The sequence below is a fragment of the Aliiroseovarius sp. Z3 genome, from assembly GCF_029105185.1.
GTDB lineage: Bacteria > Pseudomonadota > Alphaproteobacteria > Rhodobacterales > Rhodobacteraceae > Aliiroseovarius.
Genome location: NZ_JAFMZK010000010.1, coordinates 135,024 through 154,624, shown reverse-complemented (window position 1 = coordinate 154,624; position 19,601 = coordinate 135,024). Strand labels below are relative to the sequence as shown.

Sequence of the window (19,601 nt, the reverse complement as noted above, 5' to 3'; positions counted from 1 at the left end):
TTTCAGATGTCCTTGACCAGTCGCAAGGCATCATAGATCGCCGCATGGGTGTTGCGCGCGCTGACCGCATCGCCGATGCGGAACAGCTGGAATATGCCATCGGGGTTGCGGGCGGTGGTCTGTGGCCTGCCATCAATCATTGCGTCGTAATCCACCGCGCCGCCGTTCGACGACAGGGGTTTCAGGTCGAAATAAAGGTCATCCAGCGGCAAGGTACCATAGTTCACCACGACCTGATCATACTGCGCCTCGTGCGTGTGATCGCTGTAATCCGTGCCGATGGTGGTGGTCAGCTTGTTGCCGTCGCGCTTTACGTCCAGCAACCGGCGGGTCACGGTGAAGGTCACATCCTTATCCTGAAGCGCCCGCATATAGGGCACGAGGTTCATCGCCATGATGTCGGGGGCAAAGACGCGATCCGGCGTCATCACCTCGACCTTCGATCCGGCCAGTGCCGCGATCTCGGCGGCCTGAAGCCCCGGGTGATCGCCGCTTTCATCGTAGATCAGGATGTTTTCAGCCGGTTTCACGTCACCCGATATGATATCCCATGCGGTGACGACGTTGGCTTGTTCGGTCCCGGTTTCGAACAGTTCTGTGTTGGGCATGCCGCCGGTGGCCACGATCACCACATCCGGTTCAAGGGCGGTGACGTCTTCGGCCTCGGCCCATGTGTTGAACCGGAATTCGACATCGCGCGCGGCGCATTGGGCCATGCGCCAGTCGATGATCGAAATCATCTCGCGCCGCCGCGGGCTTTGCGCGGTCAGCCGCACCTGCCCACCGGGATCGGCGGCGGCTTCGAACACGATGACTTCGTGGCCGCGTTCGGCGGCGACGCGGGCGGCTTCCAGCCCGCCGGGGCCTGCGCCGATTACCACCACTTTCTTACGTGTCTCTGCGGGCGGAATGTCGTGCGGCATGGTCAGTTCGCGCCCGGTGGCTGCATTGTGCATGCACAGGGCGTCCCCCGCCTGATAGATGCGATCAAGGCAATAGGTCGCGCCAACACAGGGGCGGATGTCATCTTCGCGCCCTTCGATGATCTTCCTGACGATATGGGGGTCAGCCATATGCGCGCGGGTCATGCCCACCATGTCCAGAAGTCCCGATTGCACTGCGTGACGCGCGGTGGCCACGTCGGGGATCTTGGCGGCGTGGAAGGTGGGCATACCGGTGGCCTTGCGCACTTCGCCCGCAAAATCCAGATGCGGGGCGTTCTTCATCCCCTGCACCGGGATCACATCGGTCATGGCGGGGTCGGTATGAATGCGCCCACGGATCACGTTCAGGAAATCGACCTGCCCGGTGGCGGCCAGCCGCGTGGAAATCTCGATCCCGTCTTCGGCGGTGATGCCGCCTTTCTGCGCCTCGTCCGCCGTATAGCGGAAGCCCACGATGAAGTCGTCGCCCACACGTTTGCGAATGGCGTCGAGCACATCCAGCGGAAAGCGCAGCCGGTTTTCAAGCGTATCGGCGCCATAGGGGCCGACAAGATCATTGGTCAGCGGCGACCAGAACTGATCCAGCAAATGCCCATAGACTTGCAGCTCGATCCCGTCCATGCCACCGGCCTGCATCCGCTCGGCGGCATCGGCGAAATCGGTGATGATGCGGTCGATGTCCCAATCCTCGATCAGTTTGGGAAAGGCGCGGTGCGCGGGTTCGCGATGCTTGGACGGCGACACCGAGGGCAGCCAGTTGCCCTTGTTCCACGCGGTGCGGCGGCCCAGATGGGTCAGCTGGATCATCACCGCGCAGCCATGGTCGTGGCAGGCATCTGTCAGGTTCTTGATCCACGGCACCACCTCGTCGCGGTAGGCGAGGATGTTGTTGAACACCGGGGGGCTGTCTTTCGACACGGCTGCCGACCCGGCGGTCATGGTCAGGGCGACGCCTGCCTTCGCCCGTTCGGCGTGATAGGCGGCATAGCGTTCCTTGGGCATTCCGTCCTCGGGATAGGCGGGTTCATGACTGGTGGTCATGATCCGGTTCCGAAGCGTCAGATGCTTGAGTTGATAAGGCTGGAGCAGTGGATCGTTGGACATCAGCTTGACCTCAATACCATGCGTCGGCCATCGACGCTTTTTTCTTCGCCATGAATTCCTGAAGCGCTTCGTCCGTCCCGGGATCAATCGGGGGCGCTTGATAGGCGTCCAGTTGTTCTTTCCAACGTGTGTTGGCGCGGGTGGCGGCGTCAATCCCGCCCTGTTCGTCCCATGTCTCCCACGGTTGGTTGTCGTCCATCGCACTGTCCCAATAGGCGGTCTTGTAGTGCCGCATGGTATGCGCCGTCGAGAACAGGTGCTCACCGGGGCCTTGTTCGGCCAGGGCTTCGAAGGCAAGCGTGTCTTCCGAGACCTCTATCCCCTTCAGATAGGCGTGGAGCGCGCCGCACAGGTCCGTGTCCATGATGAATTTCTCATAGGACATGGACAGCAGACCATCGAGGAACCCGGCGGAGTGCAGGACATAGTTGGCCCCGCATTGCACCGCCGACATCATCGACATCATGGATTGCTGCATCGCCTGCGCGTCGGGCAGTTTCGAGGTCGAGAAGTTGCCGGCACAGCGCAGGGGCATGTTCAGGCGGCGGGCCAGCTGTCCCATCACCAGCGACCCAAGCGCCGGTTCCGGCGTGCCGAAGGTGGGCGAACCGGACCGAAGCGACATGGAGCTGAGGAACGATGCGAGCACCGCAGGCGCGCCGGGGCGGACAAGCTGGGTGAGCGCACAAGACACCATGCTTTCGGCAAGGCATTGCGCGACGGACCCAGCCATGGTCAGGGGCGATACCGCGCCGCCCAGAAGGAAGGGCAGGTGGATCGACCCCTGACCCGCCCCGGCATAGGCGCGGATGCCTTGGGTCGTGATGCCATCCAGCACCAAGGGCGAGGTCGTATTGAAATTGCCCATGATGACGCAGTTCTGATCGACGAAATCCGCACCAAACAGGATGCGGCACATTTCGATGCTGTCCTCGGCACGTTCGGGTGCGGTGATCGACCCAAGGAATGCCCGGTCGGAATAGCGGATGTGGGAATAGACCATATCAAGGTGCCGCTTATTCACCGCGATGTCGGTCGGTTCGCAGATCGTGCCGCCGGAATGATGCAGCCACGGGCTGGACTGACCCAGTTTGATGAAGTTGCGAAAATCCTCGATCGTGCCATAGCGGCGCCCTTTGTCGAGGTCCATCACGAAGGGCGATCCGTAAGACGGCGCGAACACCACAGCGTCGCCACCAATTTCAACAGACCGTGCGGGGTTGCGGGCATGTTGGGTGAACCGGGCAGGGGCGGTTTTCAGGATCTCGCGGATCATGCCCGGTTCAAATTTGATGTTCCAGCTTTCGGCGGTCAGGTCGGTCACGTCACCGCCAGCGGCGCGAAACAGATCGACCGATTCGGGGTCTTCGCGAAACTCGATCCCGATCTCGGCAAGGATACGGTCGGCGGTGGCTTCGATCTGATCCAGACTGTCGTCGCCCAGAAGGTCATAGGTCGGGATGCCGCGGGTGATGAAGGGCACCTCAAGCTGCGGGTTCTGACCCGGCGCCCCGCTTCGCATCTTGCCGGAACCGCCGCGCGCGCGGCGCCGTGATCTTTGCGCTGTCTCTGTTACATGACCCATCTTGGCTGCCTTTCGAGTCGCTCTGTTGACATATCTGTCCGCAGAATTGACATACCTGTCAAGGAAATCTAAAACGCTGTTATGAATATCATCGACCCCTCCCGGCCAAGCGCCACCGAAGATGTCTGGTTAAAAGCGGCTTATGATGTCCTGACCGAAAGTGGCGTCGAAGCGGTGAAAATCATGCCGTTGGCCAAGCGGTTAGGCCTGACCCGCACCAGCTTTTATTGGCATTTCAAGGATCGCGACGCATTACTGGAGGCAATGATCCGGCATTGGGAAGACACCAATACCGGAAATCTGGTGACACGCTGTAACGCCTATGCCGAAAACATATTCGAGGCGATCTTCAACCTGTTCGACTGTTGGCTGGATGATGGGCTGTTTGACTCGCGTCTGGATCTGGCGATCCGCAACTGGGCGCGCAATGATCCCGGATTGCAAACGCGGTTGGATCAGGCCGATGCGCGCCGGAAAGACGCGATGATGGGCATGTTTCAGCGGTTCGGGTTCGACGCGGCAGAGGCTGAAATCCGCGCCTTGACCATGATCTATACGCAGATCGGCTATATCTCGATGCAAGTGACGGAAAGCCGTGAAGAGCGGTTTGCCCGGATGCCGGGTTATGTCGAGGTGTTCACGGGTCGGAAACCAGCCGATGCCGATATCGAGCGTTTTGTGGCGCGCCATCGCATGAGCGCCCCCTAGCCGGACCAGAATCTGTCGTCGATTTTTTGATTTGGCGCAGCGATTTTCAAAAATTCCCTGATAATCTTTCATGGACAATGGGAAAGATTAATCTGTTGGTTGGCGGCATTATGGGGGAAACTTGAACCCGAAACCCTTTGCAGAAAGCCCCGGCATGACGAAATCGAGCTACTACGCCCCGCATGGGGGATTGCCCCCGCAGACGCAGCTTTTGACAGACCGGGCGATGTTCACCGACGCCTATGCGGTTATTCCGAAGGGGACGTATAGCGATATCGTGACCAGCCTGTTGCCGTTCTGGGACGATGCGAGGTTCTGGGTTCTGTCACGCCCGTTGTCGGGGTTTGCCGAGACATTCTCGCAGTATATTGCCGAGGTCCTGCCGGGCGGGGGCAGCGACCGCCCCGAAACCGAAGCCGGGGTCGAAGCGGTGCTGTTCGTGGTTGAAGGCGCGATGACCCTGACCATTGACGGCACGACGCATGAGATGGGCGAGGGTGGGTATGCGTTTCTGCCGCCGCAGGCCAAGTGGAGCTTGCGCAACAACGGGCCCGCGCCGGTGCGGTTCCATTGGATTCGCAAGCAATATCAGGCGGTGGACGGGCTGGATGCCCCCGAGGCCTTTGTCACCAACGAGAACGACGTGACGCCGACGCCGATGCCCGACACGGACGGGGCCTGGGCCACCAGCCGGTTTGTTGACCCAAGCGACCTGCGCCATGACATGCATGTGACCATCGTCACCTTCCAGCCGGGTGGCGTCATTCCGTTTGCCGAAACCCATGTGATGGAGCACGGGCTTTATGTGCTGGAAGGCAAGGCGGTCTATCGCCTGAACCAGGATTGGGTCGAGGTTGAGGCCGGTGATTACATGTGGCTGCGTGCGTTTTGTCCGCAGGCTTGCTATGCTGGCGGGCCGGGGCCGTTCCGTTATCTGCTGTACAAGGATGTAAACCGTCACATGACGTTGGGCGCGGCCGGGGTTTAGGGCTGGGTTTAGGACGACCCAAGCCCGCGGGACACCTTCGCGGCGGCGTCCGCAACCAGTGATCCGATCTGTTCGACCGCGTCTTCCGGGATCCTGTGCGTGGGGCCAGAGATCGAGATGCCCGCCACAGCCTCGCCGTAAATGTCGCGAATGGGGGCGGCGATGCAGCGCATACCGCCTGCTTTCTCTTCATCATCAAAGGCCCAGCCTTTTTCGCGAATGCGGTTCATTTCGTCCCGCAAATCATCGGGCCGCGTGATCGTCTTTTCGGTGAAGCCGGTCAGGCGGGCGGTCCGAAAATACTGATCCGCACGGCGATCAGAATAGCAACTGAGCAGGGCCTTTCCGATGCCTGACGCGTGCATGGGGGACAGGGTGCCGGGTGGGAAGAACGCGCGGATGCTTTCGTTGGTTTCCACCTGGCTGATGAACATCACCTCGCCATGACGCTCGATCCCAAGGTTCGAGGTCTCGCCGGTGGTTTCCATCAATTCGCGCATGATCGGGCGGCTGCGTTCGACGATGCTGCTGCGCCTGAGGAAGGCCGACCCCATGCGAAAGGCCGCCGATCCGATATGCCAGGCTTGGGTTTTCGGGTCCATTTCCACCACGTCACGGGCATGAAGCGTCGCCAGCACCCGGTGCATGGTGGCGGGGGACTGATCCAGATGGGTCGACAGCTCGGACAGGGTCATACCGTTGGCATGGGCCAGCGCATCCAGCACGTCCAAGGCCCGATCCAGCGCCAGAATCGTTGTCTGTTTCTCGTTGGTCGAGAAGTTCTTGGGGCGCCCCATCCGGCGCTGAGTTGGCTTCATTTTCGTTCCTTCCAAGTGAAACAAGCAAGACCTTTTGGAAATACCTGATAATCAGCGCGTCAAAGTGAAAAAAGACAACCTATTGTTAAAACACAGAAATACGAGCTTTTGGGCCATATTGAAACACTTTTTCAAAAATATATCCCGTCGCACGTCCGGCCGCTATTCTTTTCTTCAATCGCCAAAAGGAGGGCAAACAGATGAGCTTCCAGAACCCCGTTTTCATCCCCGGACCGACCAACATGCCCGAAAGCCTGCGCAAGGCCGTCGATATGCCGACGCTGGACCACCGGTCGCCCCTGTTCGGGCAGATCCTGCATCCGGCGCTGGAGGGCGTGAAGAAGGTTCTGAAAAGCGAAACCGCGAAGATCTTCATCTTCCCGTCGACCGGAACCGGTGGCTGGGAAACCGCGCTGACCAACACGCTGTCGGCTGGCGACAAGGTTCTGGCCGCCCGCAACGGCATGTTCAGCCACCGCTGGATCGACATGTGCCAGCGCCATGGGTTGGATGTGCAGATCGTCGAAACCCCGTGGGGCGCCGGTCTGCCTGCGGACAAGTATGCCGACATTCTGAAGGCGGACACGGGTCACGAGATCAAGGTCGTGTTGGCCACCCATAACGAAACCGCCACTGGTGTGCGTTCGGACATTGCCGCCGTGCGCAAGGCGCTGGATGCGGCAGGCCACCCGGCCATGTTGTTCGTGGACGGCGTCAGCTCGATCGCGTCGATGGATTTCCGCATGGACGAATGGGGCGTGGATATCGCTGTCACGGGTTCGCAGAAGGGCTTTATGCTGCCCGCTGGTTTGGCCATTGTCGGCTTTTCGCCCAAGGCGATGGCGGCGCTGGAGACCGCGACCCTGCCGCGCACCTTCTTTGACGTGCGCGACATGGGCAATGGCTATGCCAACAACGCCTATCCCTATACGCCCGCCGTTGGTCTGCTGAACGGGTTGAACGAAGCGTGCAAGATGCTGCTGGACGAAGGGCTTGAAAACGTCTTTGCCCGCCACCACCGGATTGCCGAGGGTGTGCGCCAGGCGGTGAACGCCTGGGGGCTGGAGCTGTGTGCCCTGACGCCCGATGTGCAGTCGGACACGGTCAGCGCCATTCGCACGCCGGACGGCTTCAATGCCACCGACATCGTGACCCATGCCGCCGACAAATACGGCGTCGCCTTCGGCGTGGGACTGGGAGAGGTTGCGGGCAAGGTGTTCCGCATCGGCCATCTGGGCAGCCTGACCGATGTGATGACCCTGTCGGGTCTGGCCACCGCCGAGATGTGCATGGTCGATCTGGGGCTTGATATCAAGCTGGGTTCGGGCGTGGCCGCCGCACAGGAATATTATCGTGCCAACCAGCTTTCTATGAGCAAAGCGGCGTAAGGGGGCAAAGATGTATATCCCGACCTATCAGGACATGTTGGACGCGCATGAGCGCATCAAGCCGCATATCCGCCGCACCCCGATCCGCACATCGGATTACCTGAACGAGCTGACCGGCGCCGAGCTGTTCTTCAAATGCGAAAACTTTCAGGAGCCGGGCGCCTTCAAGGTGCGCGGCGCCACCAACGCGGTGTTCGGGCTGGATGACGAGCAGGCGAAGAAGGGTGTGGCAACGCATTCGTCAGGCAACCACGCGTCCTGTTTGAGCTATGCGGCCATGTTGCGCGGCATCCCCTGCAACGTGGTCATGCCGCGCACCGCGCCGCAGGCCAAGAAGGACACGGTGCGCCGCTATGGCGGCAAGATCACCGAATGCGAGCCGTCCACATCCTCGCGCGAAGAAACCTTTGCCAAGGTGCAGGCGGAAACCGGCGGCGATTTCGTACACCCCTATAACGACCCACGTGTGATTGCGGGGCAGGGGACGTGCTCGAAGGAGCTGATCGAACAGGTAGACGGTCTGGAGTATGTGGTGGCGCCCGTCGGTGGCGGCGGCATGATTTCCGGCACTTGTCTGACCCTGTCCAACGCGGCGCCCGAAACCAAGATCATCGCGGCGGAGCCTGAACAGGCCGACGATGCCTATCGCAGCTTCAAGGCGGGGTATATCATCGCTGATGATGCGCCCAAGACCATTGCCGACGGTCTGCTGGTGCCCTTGAAGGATCTGACCTGGCATTTCGTGTCGAACCACGTGTCCGATATCTTCACCGCGTCCGACCCCGAGATCATTGAGGCGATGAAGATCATCTGGAAGCATCTGCGCGTGGTGATGGAACCATCCAGCGCCGTGCCCTTGGCGACGATCCTGAAGAACCCCGACACGTTCAAAGGCAAGCGTGTCGGCATCATCATCACTGGCGGCAATGTCGATCTGGACAAACTGCCGTGGCTGAACACCTGAATGGGAGACAGAACAATGAACGCACAAACCGATTTCTCGCAGCACGAGGTGGGGTTCGACATTCCCGCCAAACCCGGCATGGACGAGGCCGACATCCAGACGCCCTGCCTGATCCTTGATCTGGACGCGTTGGAGCGCAACATCAAGAAGATGGGCGACTATGCGAAGGACCATGGGATGCGCCACCGCGCCCATGGCAAGATGCACAAATCCGTCGATGTTCTGAAGCTGCAACAAGAGCTTGGCGCGGCCTGTGGCGTGTGCTGCCAGAAGGTGTCCGAGGCTGAGGTGTTCGCCCGTGGTGGCATCAAGGATGTAATGGTTTCGAACCAGGTGACCGAGCCTGCCAAGATCAAACGTCTGGCCGAGATGCCGAAGCTGGGCGCGCGGGTTCTGGTCTGTGTCGATGACCCCGAGAACGTCAAGGCGCTGTCGGATGCCGCCGTGGCGGCGGGCACCGAGCTGGAGGCGCTGGTCGAGATTGACTGCGGTGCGGGCCGTTGCGGTGTCAGCACCACGCAAGATGTTGTGAACATCGCCAAGCTGATCGACGCCGCACCGAACCTGAAGTTTGCGGGCATTCAGGCCTATCAGGGTGCGATGCAGCACATGGACCTTTATGAGGACCGCAAAGAAAAGCTCGACATCGCCATCGCGCAGGTCGCCGATGCGGTTCAGGGGCTGAAAAGCAACGGGCTGGACTGTGATATTGTCGGTGGCGGCGGCACCGGGTCGTACTACTTCGAAAGCGGATCGGGCGTGTATAACGAGCTGCAATGCGGATCCTACGCCTTCATGGATGCCGATTACGGTCGCATTCTGGACAAGGACGGCAAGCGCATTGACGACGGCGAATGGGAAAACGCCCTGTTCATCCTGACCACGGTGATGAGCCACGCCAAGGCCGACAAGGCCATCGTTGATGCGGGCCTGAAAGCCCAGTCGGTCGATAGCGGTCTGCCCTTTGTCTATGGCCGCGACGATGTCGAATACCTGAAATGCTCGGATGAACATGGCGTGGTGGCCGACCCGAACAGCGCGCTGAAGGTCAACGACAAGCTGCGCCTTGTGCCCGGACACTGCGACCCGACCTGCAACGTGCATGACTGGTATGTCGGTGTGCGGAACGGGAAGGTCGAGACCGTCTGGCCGGTGTCGGCACGCGGCAAGGCTTACTAAGCTAACTTCCCTGAACTGGTGGGGCTTCGGCCCCGCCGCTTTTTGTTTGGATTGGACCCTATGTATATCATCCCCGAAAAAGAGATCGCAGCCCTTGTGACGCGCAAAGACAATTTCGACGCGGTCGAACAGGTGTTTGCGTCCATGTCGCGCGGATCAGCCTATAATTTTCCGGTGATCCGTGAGGCGATCGGCCATGCCGATGCGCTTTACGGGTTCAAATCCGGCTTTGACCGCGCGGCGCTGAACCTTGGGCTGAAGTCGGGCGGATACTGGCCCGGCAATGCCGACAAGGGGCTGACCAATCACCAGTCGACCGTGTTCCTGTTCGACGCTGACACCGGCAAATGCCGTGCCGTGGTCGGCGGCAACCTGTTGACCGCTTTGCGCACCGCCGCCGCTGCGGCTGTGTCCGTCGCGCATCTGGCGCGCAAGGACAGCAAGGTTCTGGGCATGATCGGGGCGGGCCATCAGGCGACGTTCCAATTGCAGGCGGTGGCCGAACAGCGCGATTTCGAGAAGGTTGTGGCGTGGAACCGGACGCCCGAGAAACTGGCTTCGCTTGAGAAGGTCGCAAAGGAATTGGGCCTGCCGTTTGAAAGCGTGAGCCTGGACGAGCTGGGCGCGCAGGCGGACGTGATCGTGACCATCGTGTCCAGCCAGGCGGCGATCCTGAAGGATGGGCAGGTCAAGCCGGGCACACACATCGCCTGCATGGGGACAGACACCAAGGGCAAACAAGAGGTCGAGGCCGCATTGGTCGCCCGCGCCACGGTGTTTACCGATGAAATCGCCCAGTCGATCAGCATCGGCGAAGCCCAGCACGCGATTGCCGACGGGTCACTGAAACAGGCCGACATTGCCGAGATCGGGGCGGTCATCAATGGCGACCATCCGGGGCGTCGGTCGGACGATGAGGTCACGTTGTTCGACGGCACGGGTGTTGGGTTGCAAGACCTCGCCGTCGCATCGAAAGTCGTCGATCTGGCGATCGAAAAGGGCATCGCGATCGAAGTCGATTTCTAGGGAAACCGGTTCTTTGGTTTTCAACTGATCTGACGGGCGGTTGGTCGCGGCCCTGATCGCCCACTTGGTAATTGTCATGACAAAGCATGGGGATACCCCCTAGCATGCGAGAGATAGCGTGCCCCATCGGACCCGCGCCCTGGAGGAGGAACAGAACATGGCTCTGGACAATAAAAGCGCCGATAAACGACAAGAAGCACTGGATTATCACGAGTTTCCGAAGCCCGGAAAACTGGAAATCCGCGCGACCAAGCCGATGGCCACCGGGCGCGATCTGTCGAACGCCTATAGTCCCGGTGTGGCCGAAGCCTGTCTTGAGATCGAGAAGAACCCGTCTGATGCGGCGCGCTACACGTCCAAGGGCAACCTTGTGGCGGTGATCTCGAACGGGACGGCGGTTCTGGGGCTGGGCAACATCGGCGCGCAGGCGTCGAAGCCGGTGATGGAAGGCAAGGCGGTTCTGTTCAAGAAGTTCGCAGGGATCGATTGCTTCGATATCGAGGTCAACGAAACCGATCCCGAGAAGCTGGCCGAGATTGTTGCCAAGCTGGAACCCACCTTCGGCGCGGTGAACCTTGAGGATATCAAGGCGCCGGATTGTTTTCTGGTTGAAGAGCTGTGTAAGCAGAAGATGAACATTCCGGTGTTTCACGATGACCAGCACGGCACGGCCATCGTGGCCTCGGCGGCGGCGTTTAACGCATTGATTGTGGCGGAAAAGAAGGTCGAAGATATCAAGGTCGTTGCGCTTGGCGCGGGCGCTGCGGGCATTGCCTGCCTGAAAATGCTGATGGTGATGGGGGTGAAGAAAGAGCATATCACCATGCTGGACAGCAAGGGTGTGGTGCACACCGGGCGCACTGATCTGAACCCGCAGAAACAGGAATTCGCCCGCGACACCGACATGCGCACCACGGATGACGCGATGGTCGGGGCGGACCTGTTTCTTGGCGTGTCCGGTCCGGGTTTGTTGACCAAGGACATGGTCAAGAAGATGGCGGATGATCCGATCATCTTTGCGCTGGCCAACCCCACGCCCGAGATCATGCCGGAAGATGCGCGCGAGGTTGCACCCGGCGCGCTGATCGCCACGGGCCGGTCGGATTATCCCAACCAGGTCAACAACGTGCTGTGTTTTCCGTTCATTTTCCGCGGCGCGCTGGACAGCGGCGCGACCGAGATCAATGACGCGATGAAACTGGCCTGTGTCGAGGCGATTGCGGGTCTGGCGCGGGAAACGACCTCGGCCGAGGTGGGCGTGGCCTATCGTGGTGAGCGGCTGACCTTCGGGCCGGAATACCTGATCCCGAAACCGTTCGATCCGCGCCTGTTGCCGACGATTGCCACCGCGGTGGCACGTGCGGCGATCGAGTCTGGCGTGGCCACACGCGCGCTTGACCTTGACGAATACAAGACCACCCTTCAGGGCGAGGTGTTCCGGTCCTATTCCATCATGCGCCGGGTGTTTGACGCGGCTCGCGCCGCCAAGCGCCGCATTGTCTTTGCCGAGGGCGAGGATGAACGCGTGCTGCGTGCCGCCCAGACGATGGTTGAAGAAGGCGTGGACACCCCGATCCTGATCGGGCGGCCCGAAGTTGTCGAGGCACGGCTTGAACGCGAGGGGTTGAAGATCAGGCCGGGCAAGGATTTCGAACTTGTGAACCCGGAAAACGACCCACGCTATCGCGATTACTGGGAAACCTATCACAATGTGCTTGCCCGCAAGGGCGTTACGCCCGATCTGGCCCGCGCCATTCTGCGCACCAATACAACGGCCATTGCAGGCGTGATGGTCCGGCGCGGCGAGGCCGACAGTATGGTCTGCGGCACGTTCGGCGAATTTCGCTGGCACCTGAACTATGCCACCAGCCTGCTGGCCGAGGGCGAGCTTCACCCGGTGGGGGCCTTGTCGCTGATGATCCTGGATCAAGGTCCGCTGTTCATCGCCGACACCCATGTGAACATCACGCCGGACAGCCAGCAATTGTCGGAAATCGTCGTGGCCGCTGCCCGTCACGTGCGTCGTTTCGGGGTCGAACCACGGATCGCGCTGTGCTCTGGCTCGCAATTCGGCAATCTGGACAGCGCGTCGGGCCGGGCTATGCGTGGGGCGCTGGACATTCTGGATCAGCAACCGCTGGATTTCGAATACGAGGGCGAGATGCACACCGATGCCGCCCTTGACCCCGATCTGCGTGAACGGTTGTTCCCCGGCGGGCGACTGACCGGCAAGGCCAATGTGCTGGTCTATGCCAACACCGATGCGGCAGGGGCCACGCGCAACATCCTGAAATCTGTGGCCGGTGGGCTTGAGGTCGGGCCGATCCTGATGGGGATGGGGAACCGCGTGCATATCGTGACGCCGTCGATCACGGTGCGCGGTCTTTTGAATACCGCCGCATTGGCAGGGTCTGCGGTGTCCAGCTACGGCTAAGCGCCTGAGCAAAGGGCAGGGTGACAATGAATATGTGACCCGGCCCGGTCAAGGCGATACATTGGACCCACTGTGCATGTTTGTGATGCAGGTGGGTGCCATTGCGGCGCCGCAGAGTGATGAGAAAGGTCAATTCCATGTCCACTGTTATCGACCACGTAACCCTTGGCGTGTCTGAGTTTGACGAAACCCGAAAATTCTATGATCGCGTCATGGCGGCGCTTGGCTTCCACATCGTTTGGGAAAAGCCATCCATGGTCGCCTATGGCATCGGGCGAAACGACGATTTCGGATTGATGGCGGATGAGGGTCGCGCCCGCAGGGGCACGCATGTGGCGTTCCGCGCCCCGGATCGGGACAGCGTGCATCGGTTCCATGCCGAAGCCCTGAAAGCGGGCGGGCGCGATGATGGTGCCCCCGGATTGCGGCCCGAATACAACGCGACCTATTATGCGGCGTTTGTCATCGACCCCGAAGGGAACCGCATAGAAGCGGTGTCCCACGGGTAGAACCGGATCGGCTCTGGCCGCCCCGGTTCTTTTGGGGCTGGCGGGGGGCAATACGCGAAAAGGCGCGCCACGATGGGCGCGCCTTGTCCGTTTCTTTGGTCCGCTACAGACCGCCGGTTACTTCTTTTTCTTCGGCGGGATCAGGTCGGTGATCGTGCCTTCGAACAGCTCGGCGGCGAAGTTCACGGTTTCCGACAGGGTCGGGTGCGGGTGGATGGTGTGGCCCAGATCGACCGCATCCGCGCCCATCTCGATCGCCAGCGCCACCTCGGCAATCAGGTCGCCCGCATTGGGGCCGACGATGCCCGCGCCGATCACGCGGTCATCCTCTTCGTCGAAGATCAGCTTGGTGATGCCTTCCGACCGTCCCAGCGACAGGGATCGGCCAGACGCCGCCCACGGGAAACTTCCTTTGCCGACCTTGAGGCCCTTGGCCTTTGCCTCGGTTTCCGTCACGCCGACCCATGCGACCTCGGGGTCGGTATAGGCGACAGACGGGATGACGCGCGCGTCGAAGAAACGCTTTTCACCGGCGCAGACCTCGGCGGCCACCTTGCCTTCGTGCACGGCCTTGTGCGCCAGCATGGGTTGGCCGACCACGTCGCCGATGGCGAAGATATGCGGCACACCCGTGCGTTGCTGATTGTCGACATTGATGAAGCCGCGGTCGTCCACGGCAACGCCAGCCTTTTCGGCATCCACCATGTGGCCGTTGGGCTTGCGTCCGACCGCGACCAGCACCTTGTCGAACGTGTCGGTCGTCTCGCCGTCCGGGCCTTCCATCGTGACTTTCAGGCCTTTCTTCTGCGCCTCGACCGCGGTGACTTTCGTCTTGGTCAGGATCGCTTCATACCGACCCTCGATCCGCTTGTGCAAAGGTTTCACGATGTCCTTGTCGGCGCCCGGAATGATCTGGTCCATGAACTCGACAATCGTGACTTTCGAACCCAGCGCGTCATAGACGGTGGCCATTTCCAGCCCGATGATGCCGCCGCCCAGCACCAGAAGGCGATTGGGCACGTCCTCCAGCTCCAACGCGCCGGTCGAGTCGATCACGCGCGGGTCATCATGGGGGATGAAGGGCAGGGTGACGGGTTCGGAGCCTGCCGCGATGATGCACTGATCAAAGCTGACCTTGGTCAGGCCGTCATCGGTCTGCACCTCGATCATGTTGGGGCCGGAGAAACGGCCATAGCCGTTCACCACCTGCACCTTGCGGCCCTTGGCCAGACCGGACAGACCGCCGGTCAACTGGTTCACGACGCTTTCCTTCCAGCCGCGCAGCTTTTTCAGGTCGACCTTGGGCTTGGTGAACTTGATGCCGTGATCGCCCATTTCATCTGCTTCGGAAATCACCTTGGCGGCGTGCAGAAGCGCCTTGGAGGGGATACAGCCCACGTTCAGGCAAACCCCGCCAAGATTGCTGTCTTTCTCGATCAGCACGACCTTCTTGCCCAGATCGGCGGCTCGGAAAGCGGCGGTGTAACCACCGGGGCCGGAGCCAAGCACGACAACCTCGCCATGAATATCACCGGGACCGGTTGCGGTACCGGTGGCTGCGACGGCGGACGGGGCAGGTGCGGTCTCTTCTTTCGGCGCTGCGGCGGGCGCATCACCTGCGTCGGCCCCTTCCAGCACCATGATCACGCTGCCCTCAGACACGGTGTCACCTTCGGCAACCTTGATTTCTTTTACCACACCTGCGGCGGGCGAGGGGACTTCCATCGTGGCCTTGTCGCTTTCCAGCTCGATCAATGGGTCTTCGGCGGCAACCGTATCGCCAACCGAGACGAGGATGCCGATGACCGGAACGTCCGAGAAATCGCCGATATCGGGAACTTTCACATCCATCAGATCGTCTCCCTTACAGCATCAGCCGGCGCACATCGCCGAGCAGGTGTTTCAACGTGGCGCAGAAGCGGGCGGCCAGCGCGCCGTCAATGGCGCGGTGGTCATAGGACAGGCTGAGGGGTTGCATGTTGCGCGGCACGAACTCTTCCCCGTTCCAGGCCGGGGCCATCTTTGATCGGGTCAGGCCCAGAATGGCGACCTCGGGCGCGTTGACGATGGGGGTGAATGACGTGCCGCCGATCCCGCCCAGCGACGAGATGGTGAAGGTCGCGCCCGACATGTCATCGCCCTTCAGCTTACCATCACGCGCCTTGGCGGACAGCTCGCCCAGTTCCTTGGAAATCTCGATGATCCCCTTGCGATCGGCGTCCTTGATCACCGGCACCATCAGCCCGTTCGGCGTGTCGGCGGCAAAGCCGATGTTATAGAAGTCCTTGCGGATCAACTTGTCGCCATCCGGGTGGATCGAGGAATTGACCTCCCAATGGGTTTTCAGGGCAGACACGCTGGCCTTGATCATGAAGGACAAAAGCGTCACGCGATAACCATCCGCCTTGGCTGCCGTGTCCAGTTCACGGCGGTAGCCGTCCAGTTCGGTAATGTCAGCCTCTTCATTATGGGTGACATGCGGGATGTTCAGCCAAGACCGGTGCAGCGCAGGGCCTGAGATCTTCTTGATGCGCGGCATCTCGACATCTTCGGTGGGACCGAATTTCGAGAAATCGACGGCAGGGATCGGTGGGATGCCCATGCCACCGCTGACCGCCGCAGCGCCGCCCGCAGGTGCGGATTTCGATTTCAGGAAGGCGGTCACGTCCTCGCGCAGGATACGGCCCTTGCGGCCCGATCCGTTGACCTGGGCCAGATCGATGTCCAGCTGGCGGGCGAAGGCCCGGACCGAGGGGCTGGCATGGGCCTTGCCGAACCCGGCATCCGTCACCGCGGCCGGGGCAGCTGTCGGGGCGGGAGCGGGTGCAGCCGTTGGGGCTGGGGCCGCGTCGGCGGCAGGCGCCGGCGCCGGGGCGTCGGCCCCCGCGCCGTCACCTTCCAGCAGCAGGATCAACGACCCTTCGGACACGGTGTCGCCTTCGGACAGCTTGATTTCGACCACCTTACCGGCGGCGGGGGCTGGTACCTCAAGCGTTGCCTTGTCGCTTTCCAGTTCGATGATCGGGTCTTCTTCGGCGATCACATCCCCCACACTGACCAGAACGGTCACAACGGGCACGTCAGAAAAATCGCCGATATCGGGAACTTTCACTTCAATCGTCATGTCATATTCTCCTGTCTGTCCGTTCACACCAAGCGTGGGTTGGGCTTGTTGCCGTCGATGTCGTATTTGGAAAGCGCGTCCTGCAGCACCTTCTTGGTAATGTTGCCGTCGCGATAAAGATCGACCATGGCGGCAGCGGCGATGTGGTTTGCGTCCACTTCGAAGAAGCGCCTCAGGTTCACCCGGCTGTCCGAGCGGCCATAGCCATCGGTGCCCAAAACCGTGTAGCGCCCCGGCACACAGGACCGGATCTGTTCGGCATAGTTTTTCATGTAATCGGTCGCGGCAATGACCGGGCCTTTGGCCTTGGACAGCTGCTGCGTTACGAAGGCTTCGCGCGGGTCTTCCAGCGGGTTCAGCCGGTTCCACCGCGCCGCGTCCTGACAGTCGCGGGCCAGTTCGTTGAACGAGGTGGCTGACCAGATCTCCGCCGTGACGCCAAAATCTTCTTTCAGCATTTCGGCGGCTTTCATCGCCTGCACCAGAATGGTGCCCGATCCCATCAGGGTGACGTGTTTCTTGCCCGGCTTCTTGACCTCTTGAAGTCGATACAGGCCTTTGATGATTTCGTCTTCGACGCCCATGGGCATGTCGGGGTGGGAATAGTTTTCGTTCATCAGGGTCAGGTAGAAATAGACATCCTCCTGATCGCCATACATGCGTTGCATCCCGTTCTGCACGATTACCGCAACCTCGTACTGGAAGGTTGGGTCATAGCTGATGCAGTTGGGGATGGTGCCTGCAAGAATGTGGCTGTGACCGTCTTCATGCTGCAAGCCTTCGCCGTTCAGCGTGGTGCGTCCGGCGGTGCCGCCCAGCATGAAGCCGCGCGCACGGCTGTCGCCTGCGGCCCATGCCAGATCACCGATCCGCTGGAACCCAAACATCGAATAATAGATGAAGAACGGGATCATCGGCACGCCGTGGTTGGAATAGGACGTGGCCGCCGCGATCCAGTCGGCCATGGCCCCGGCTTCGTTGATGCCTTCCTGAAGCACCTGACCGTTGGTGCTTTCCTTGTAGTACATCATCTGGTCGGCATCTTCGGGCGTATAGTTCTGCCCCATCGGATTATAAATCCCCACCGAGCGGAACAGACCCTCCATCCCGAAAGTGCGGCTTTCATCCGGCACGATGGGCACAATGTTCTTGCCGATGTTCTTGTCACGCAGAAGCGTGGTCAGAATGCGCACAAATGCCATGGTGGTCGAGATTTCGCGCTCGCCCGTCCCCTTGAGTTGAGCCTCGAATTTGTCCAGACCGGGGATGTCCAGCTTCGGCGTATCGCGCCAGTCGCGCTTGGGGAACGCGCCACCCAGTTTCTTGCGCTGGTCCAGAAGATAGGATTTCTGCGCGTTGTTCAGTTTGACGAAAGGCGCGTTTGGCAGATCTTCGTCACTGACCGGGATGTCGAACCGGTCACGGAAGGCACGCAGCTGATCCTCGGCCATTTTCTTTTGCTGGTGGGTGATGTTCTGGCCTTCACCGGCCTTACCCATGCCATAGCCCTTGACTGTCTTGACCAGAAGGCAGGTGGGTTCGCCCTTGGTCTCGGACGCGCGTTTGAAGGCGGTATAGACCTTCTGCGGGTCATGCCCGCCCCGGCGCAAGGCCCAGATCTGATCATCCGACCAGTCTTCGACAAGCGCGGCGGTTTCGGGGTATTTGCCGAAGAAATGCTTGCGGATATAGGCACCGTCCTTGGATTTGAACGTCTGGTAATCGCCGTCAACGGTTTCGTCCATCAACTGGCGCAGACGGCCCGTTGTGTCTTTCTCAAGCAGTTCGTCCCAGCCCTTGCCCCAGAGCAGCTTGATGACGTTCCAGCCCGCGCCACGGAAATCACCTTCCAGCTCCTGCACGATCTTGGAGTTGCCGCGCACCGGGCCGTCCAGCCGTTGCAGGTTGCAGTTCACCACGAAGATCAGGTTGTCCAACCCTTCACGCGCCGCCAGGTCGATGGCCCCCCGGCTTTCGGGTTCGTCCATCTCGCCGTCGCCAAGGAAGACCCAGACCTTGCGGTCGGCCATGTCGATCAGGCCGCGATTGTGCATATATTTCATGAAACGCGCCTGATAGATCGCCATCAGCGGGCCAAGCCCCATCGACACGGTCGGGAACTGCCAGTAATCCGGCATCAGCCATGGATGCGGATAAGAGGACAGGCCTTCGCCAGAGACTTCTGAACGGAAATTTTCCAACTGCTCTTCTGAAATGCGGCCTTCCATGAACGACCGTGCGTAGATGCCGGGGATCACGTGGCCCTGAAAGAAAACCAGATCACCGCCATGGATCGCGGATTTCGAGCGCCAGAAGTGGTTCAGCCCGATGTCATACATCACCGCAGACGAGGCAAAGGACGCAATATGTCCGCCATATTCCGACGACACCTTGTTGCGGCGCACCACCGTCGCCATGGCGTTCCAACGGTTGATGGTGCGGATGCGCCATTCCATCTCCATGTTGCCGGGGATTTCCAGCTCGTCATCTGCCGGGATCGTGTTCTGATAGGGCGTGGTCGCCGAAAACGGCAGGTTCGCCCCCGATGCGCGGGCTTGCTGGACCGACTTGTCCAAAAGGAAATGCGCGCGGTCCGGACCATCCCGCGCGATGACGTCTTCTATCGCTTCCTGCCATTCGCGACTTTCAACTGGATCAATGTCATTGGGAAAATCAACCATGGCGAGGTCTCCGTTTTGTTCGGTTCATCAGGCAATACTGGTCCATTGCGCGGCATTTGCCCACAGGTTTTATGTTATTAACTTGTGCGAAGGCTGGACAGCGCGGCAAGCCGGGATGCGCGCGATAGGGGGCAGGCGTGGTGGGATGT

Annotated in this window: 14 protein-coding genes; 8 read left to right on the top strand and 6 right to left on the bottom strand. The window is 60.6% G+C overall.

The window, feature by feature from the left end; translation table 11 throughout:
- Positions 1–2: 2 nt before the first annotated feature.
- Both J3R80_RS16280 and J3R80_RS16275 read right to left on the bottom strand, forming a co-directional pair.
- The gene (locus J3R80_RS16280) at positions 3–2,048 is read right to left on the bottom strand and encodes an NADH:flavin oxidoreductase (protein ID WP_275394858.1); all 2,046 of its coding nucleotides are present in this window, start codon (positions 2,046–2,048) and stop codon (positions 3–5) included.
- Between the two features lie 10 nt (positions 2,049–2,058).
- The gene (locus tag J3R80_RS16275) at positions 2,059–3,633 is read right to left on the bottom strand and encodes a trimethylamine methyltransferase family protein (RefSeq protein WP_275394857.1); all 1,575 of its coding nucleotides are present in this window, start codon (positions 3,631–3,633) and stop codon (positions 2,059–2,061) included.
- 81 nt (positions 3,634–3,714) lie between these two features.
- Here J3R80_RS16275 and J3R80_RS16270 point away from each other — a divergent pair, with 81 nt between their 5' ends.
- Positions 3,715–4,341, top strand: coding sequence for a TetR/AcrR family transcriptional regulator (locus J3R80_RS16270; protein ID WP_275394856.1), 627 nt, complete (start codon positions 3,715–3,717; stop codon positions 4,339–4,341).
- 154 nt (positions 4,342–4,495) lie between these two features.
- Complete coding sequence (locus J3R80_RS16265; protein WP_275394855.1) at positions 4,496–5,329, top strand: bifunctional allantoicase/(S)-ureidoglycine aminohydrolase; 834 nt, start codon at positions 4,496–4,498, stop codon at positions 5,327–5,329.
- Between the two features lie 8 nt (positions 5,330–5,337).
- Here the strand turns inward: J3R80_RS16265 and bhcR are convergent, their stop codons facing one another.
- A complete protein-coding gene (gene bhcR / locus J3R80_RS16260; protein ID WP_275394854.1) occupies positions 5,338–6,147 on the bottom strand; it encodes an HTH-type transcriptional regulator BhcR in 810 nt (269 codons plus the stop codon).
- A gap of 200 nt (positions 6,148–6,347) precedes the next feature.
- Here bhcR and bhcA point away from each other — a divergent pair, with 200 nt between their 5' ends.
- The 6 genes from bhcA to J3R80_RS16230 all read left to right on the top strand — a co-directional run bounded on the left by bhcA (position 6,348) and on the right by J3R80_RS16230 (position 13,647).
- Positions 6,348–7,535, top strand: coding sequence for an L-aspartate--glyoxylate aminotransferase BhcA (bhcA, locus tag J3R80_RS16255; RefSeq protein WP_275394853.1), 1,188 nt, complete (start codon positions 6,348–6,350; stop codon positions 7,533–7,535).
- A gap of 10 nt (positions 7,536–7,545) precedes the next feature.
- Positions 7,546–8,499, top strand: coding sequence for a beta-hydroxyaspartate dehydratase BhcB (gene bhcB, locus J3R80_RS16250; RefSeq protein WP_275394852.1), 954 nt, complete (start codon positions 7,546–7,548; stop codon positions 8,497–8,499).
- Between the two features lie 15 nt (positions 8,500–8,514).
- Positions 8,515–9,678: a 3-hydroxy-D-aspartate aldolase BhcC gene (bhcC, locus tag J3R80_RS16245; protein ID WP_275394851.1), complete on the top strand. Its 1,164-nt coding sequence runs from the start codon at positions 8,515–8,517 to the stop codon at positions 9,676–9,678.
- 60 nt (positions 9,679–9,738) lie between these two features.
- A complete protein-coding gene (bhcD, locus tag J3R80_RS16240) occupies positions 9,739–10,704 on the top strand; it encodes an iminosuccinate reductase BhcD (RefSeq protein ID WP_275394850.1) in 966 nt (321 codons plus the stop codon).
- Positions 10,705–10,861: 157 nt separating this feature from the next.
- Positions 10,862–13,138, top strand: a complete 2,277-nt coding sequence (locus tag J3R80_RS16235) for an NADP-dependent malic enzyme (RefSeq protein ID WP_275394849.1) — start codon at positions 10,862–10,864, stop codon at positions 13,136–13,138.
- Between the two features lie 137 nt (positions 13,139–13,275).
- Entirely contained in the window at positions 13,276–13,647 is a 372-nt protein-coding gene (locus tag J3R80_RS16230) for a VOC family protein (RefSeq protein WP_275394848.1), read from the top strand.
- A 117-nt stretch (positions 13,648–13,764) separates the two neighbouring features.
- Here J3R80_RS16230 and lpdA read toward each other — a convergent pair whose 3' ends face one another.
- Genes lpdA through aceE form a run of 3 tightly spaced genes read right to left on the bottom strand, consistent with a single transcriptional unit; the run spans position 13,765 to position 19,452 of the window.
- Positions 13,765–15,498, bottom strand: a complete 1,734-nt coding sequence (gene lpdA, locus J3R80_RS16225; protein WP_275394847.1) for a dihydrolipoyl dehydrogenase — start codon at positions 15,496–15,498, stop codon at positions 13,765–13,767.
- Between the two features lie 13 nt (positions 15,499–15,511).
- Positions 15,512–16,771 (bottom strand): 2-oxo acid dehydrogenase subunit E2, encoded by a 1,260-nt coding sequence (locus tag J3R80_RS16220; RefSeq protein WP_275394846.1) that lies wholly within the window; start codon positions 16,769–16,771, stop codon positions 15,512–15,514.
- A gap of 23 nt (positions 16,772–16,794) precedes the next feature.
- Positions 16,795–19,452 carry a pyruvate dehydrogenase (acetyl-transferring), homodimeric type gene (aceE, locus tag J3R80_RS16215; RefSeq protein WP_275394845.1) on the bottom strand — a complete coding sequence of 886 codons (2,658 nt, stop codon included), beginning with the start codon at positions 19,450–19,452 and terminating at the stop codon, positions 16,795–16,797.
- Positions 19,453–19,601: the final 149 nt, after the last annotated feature.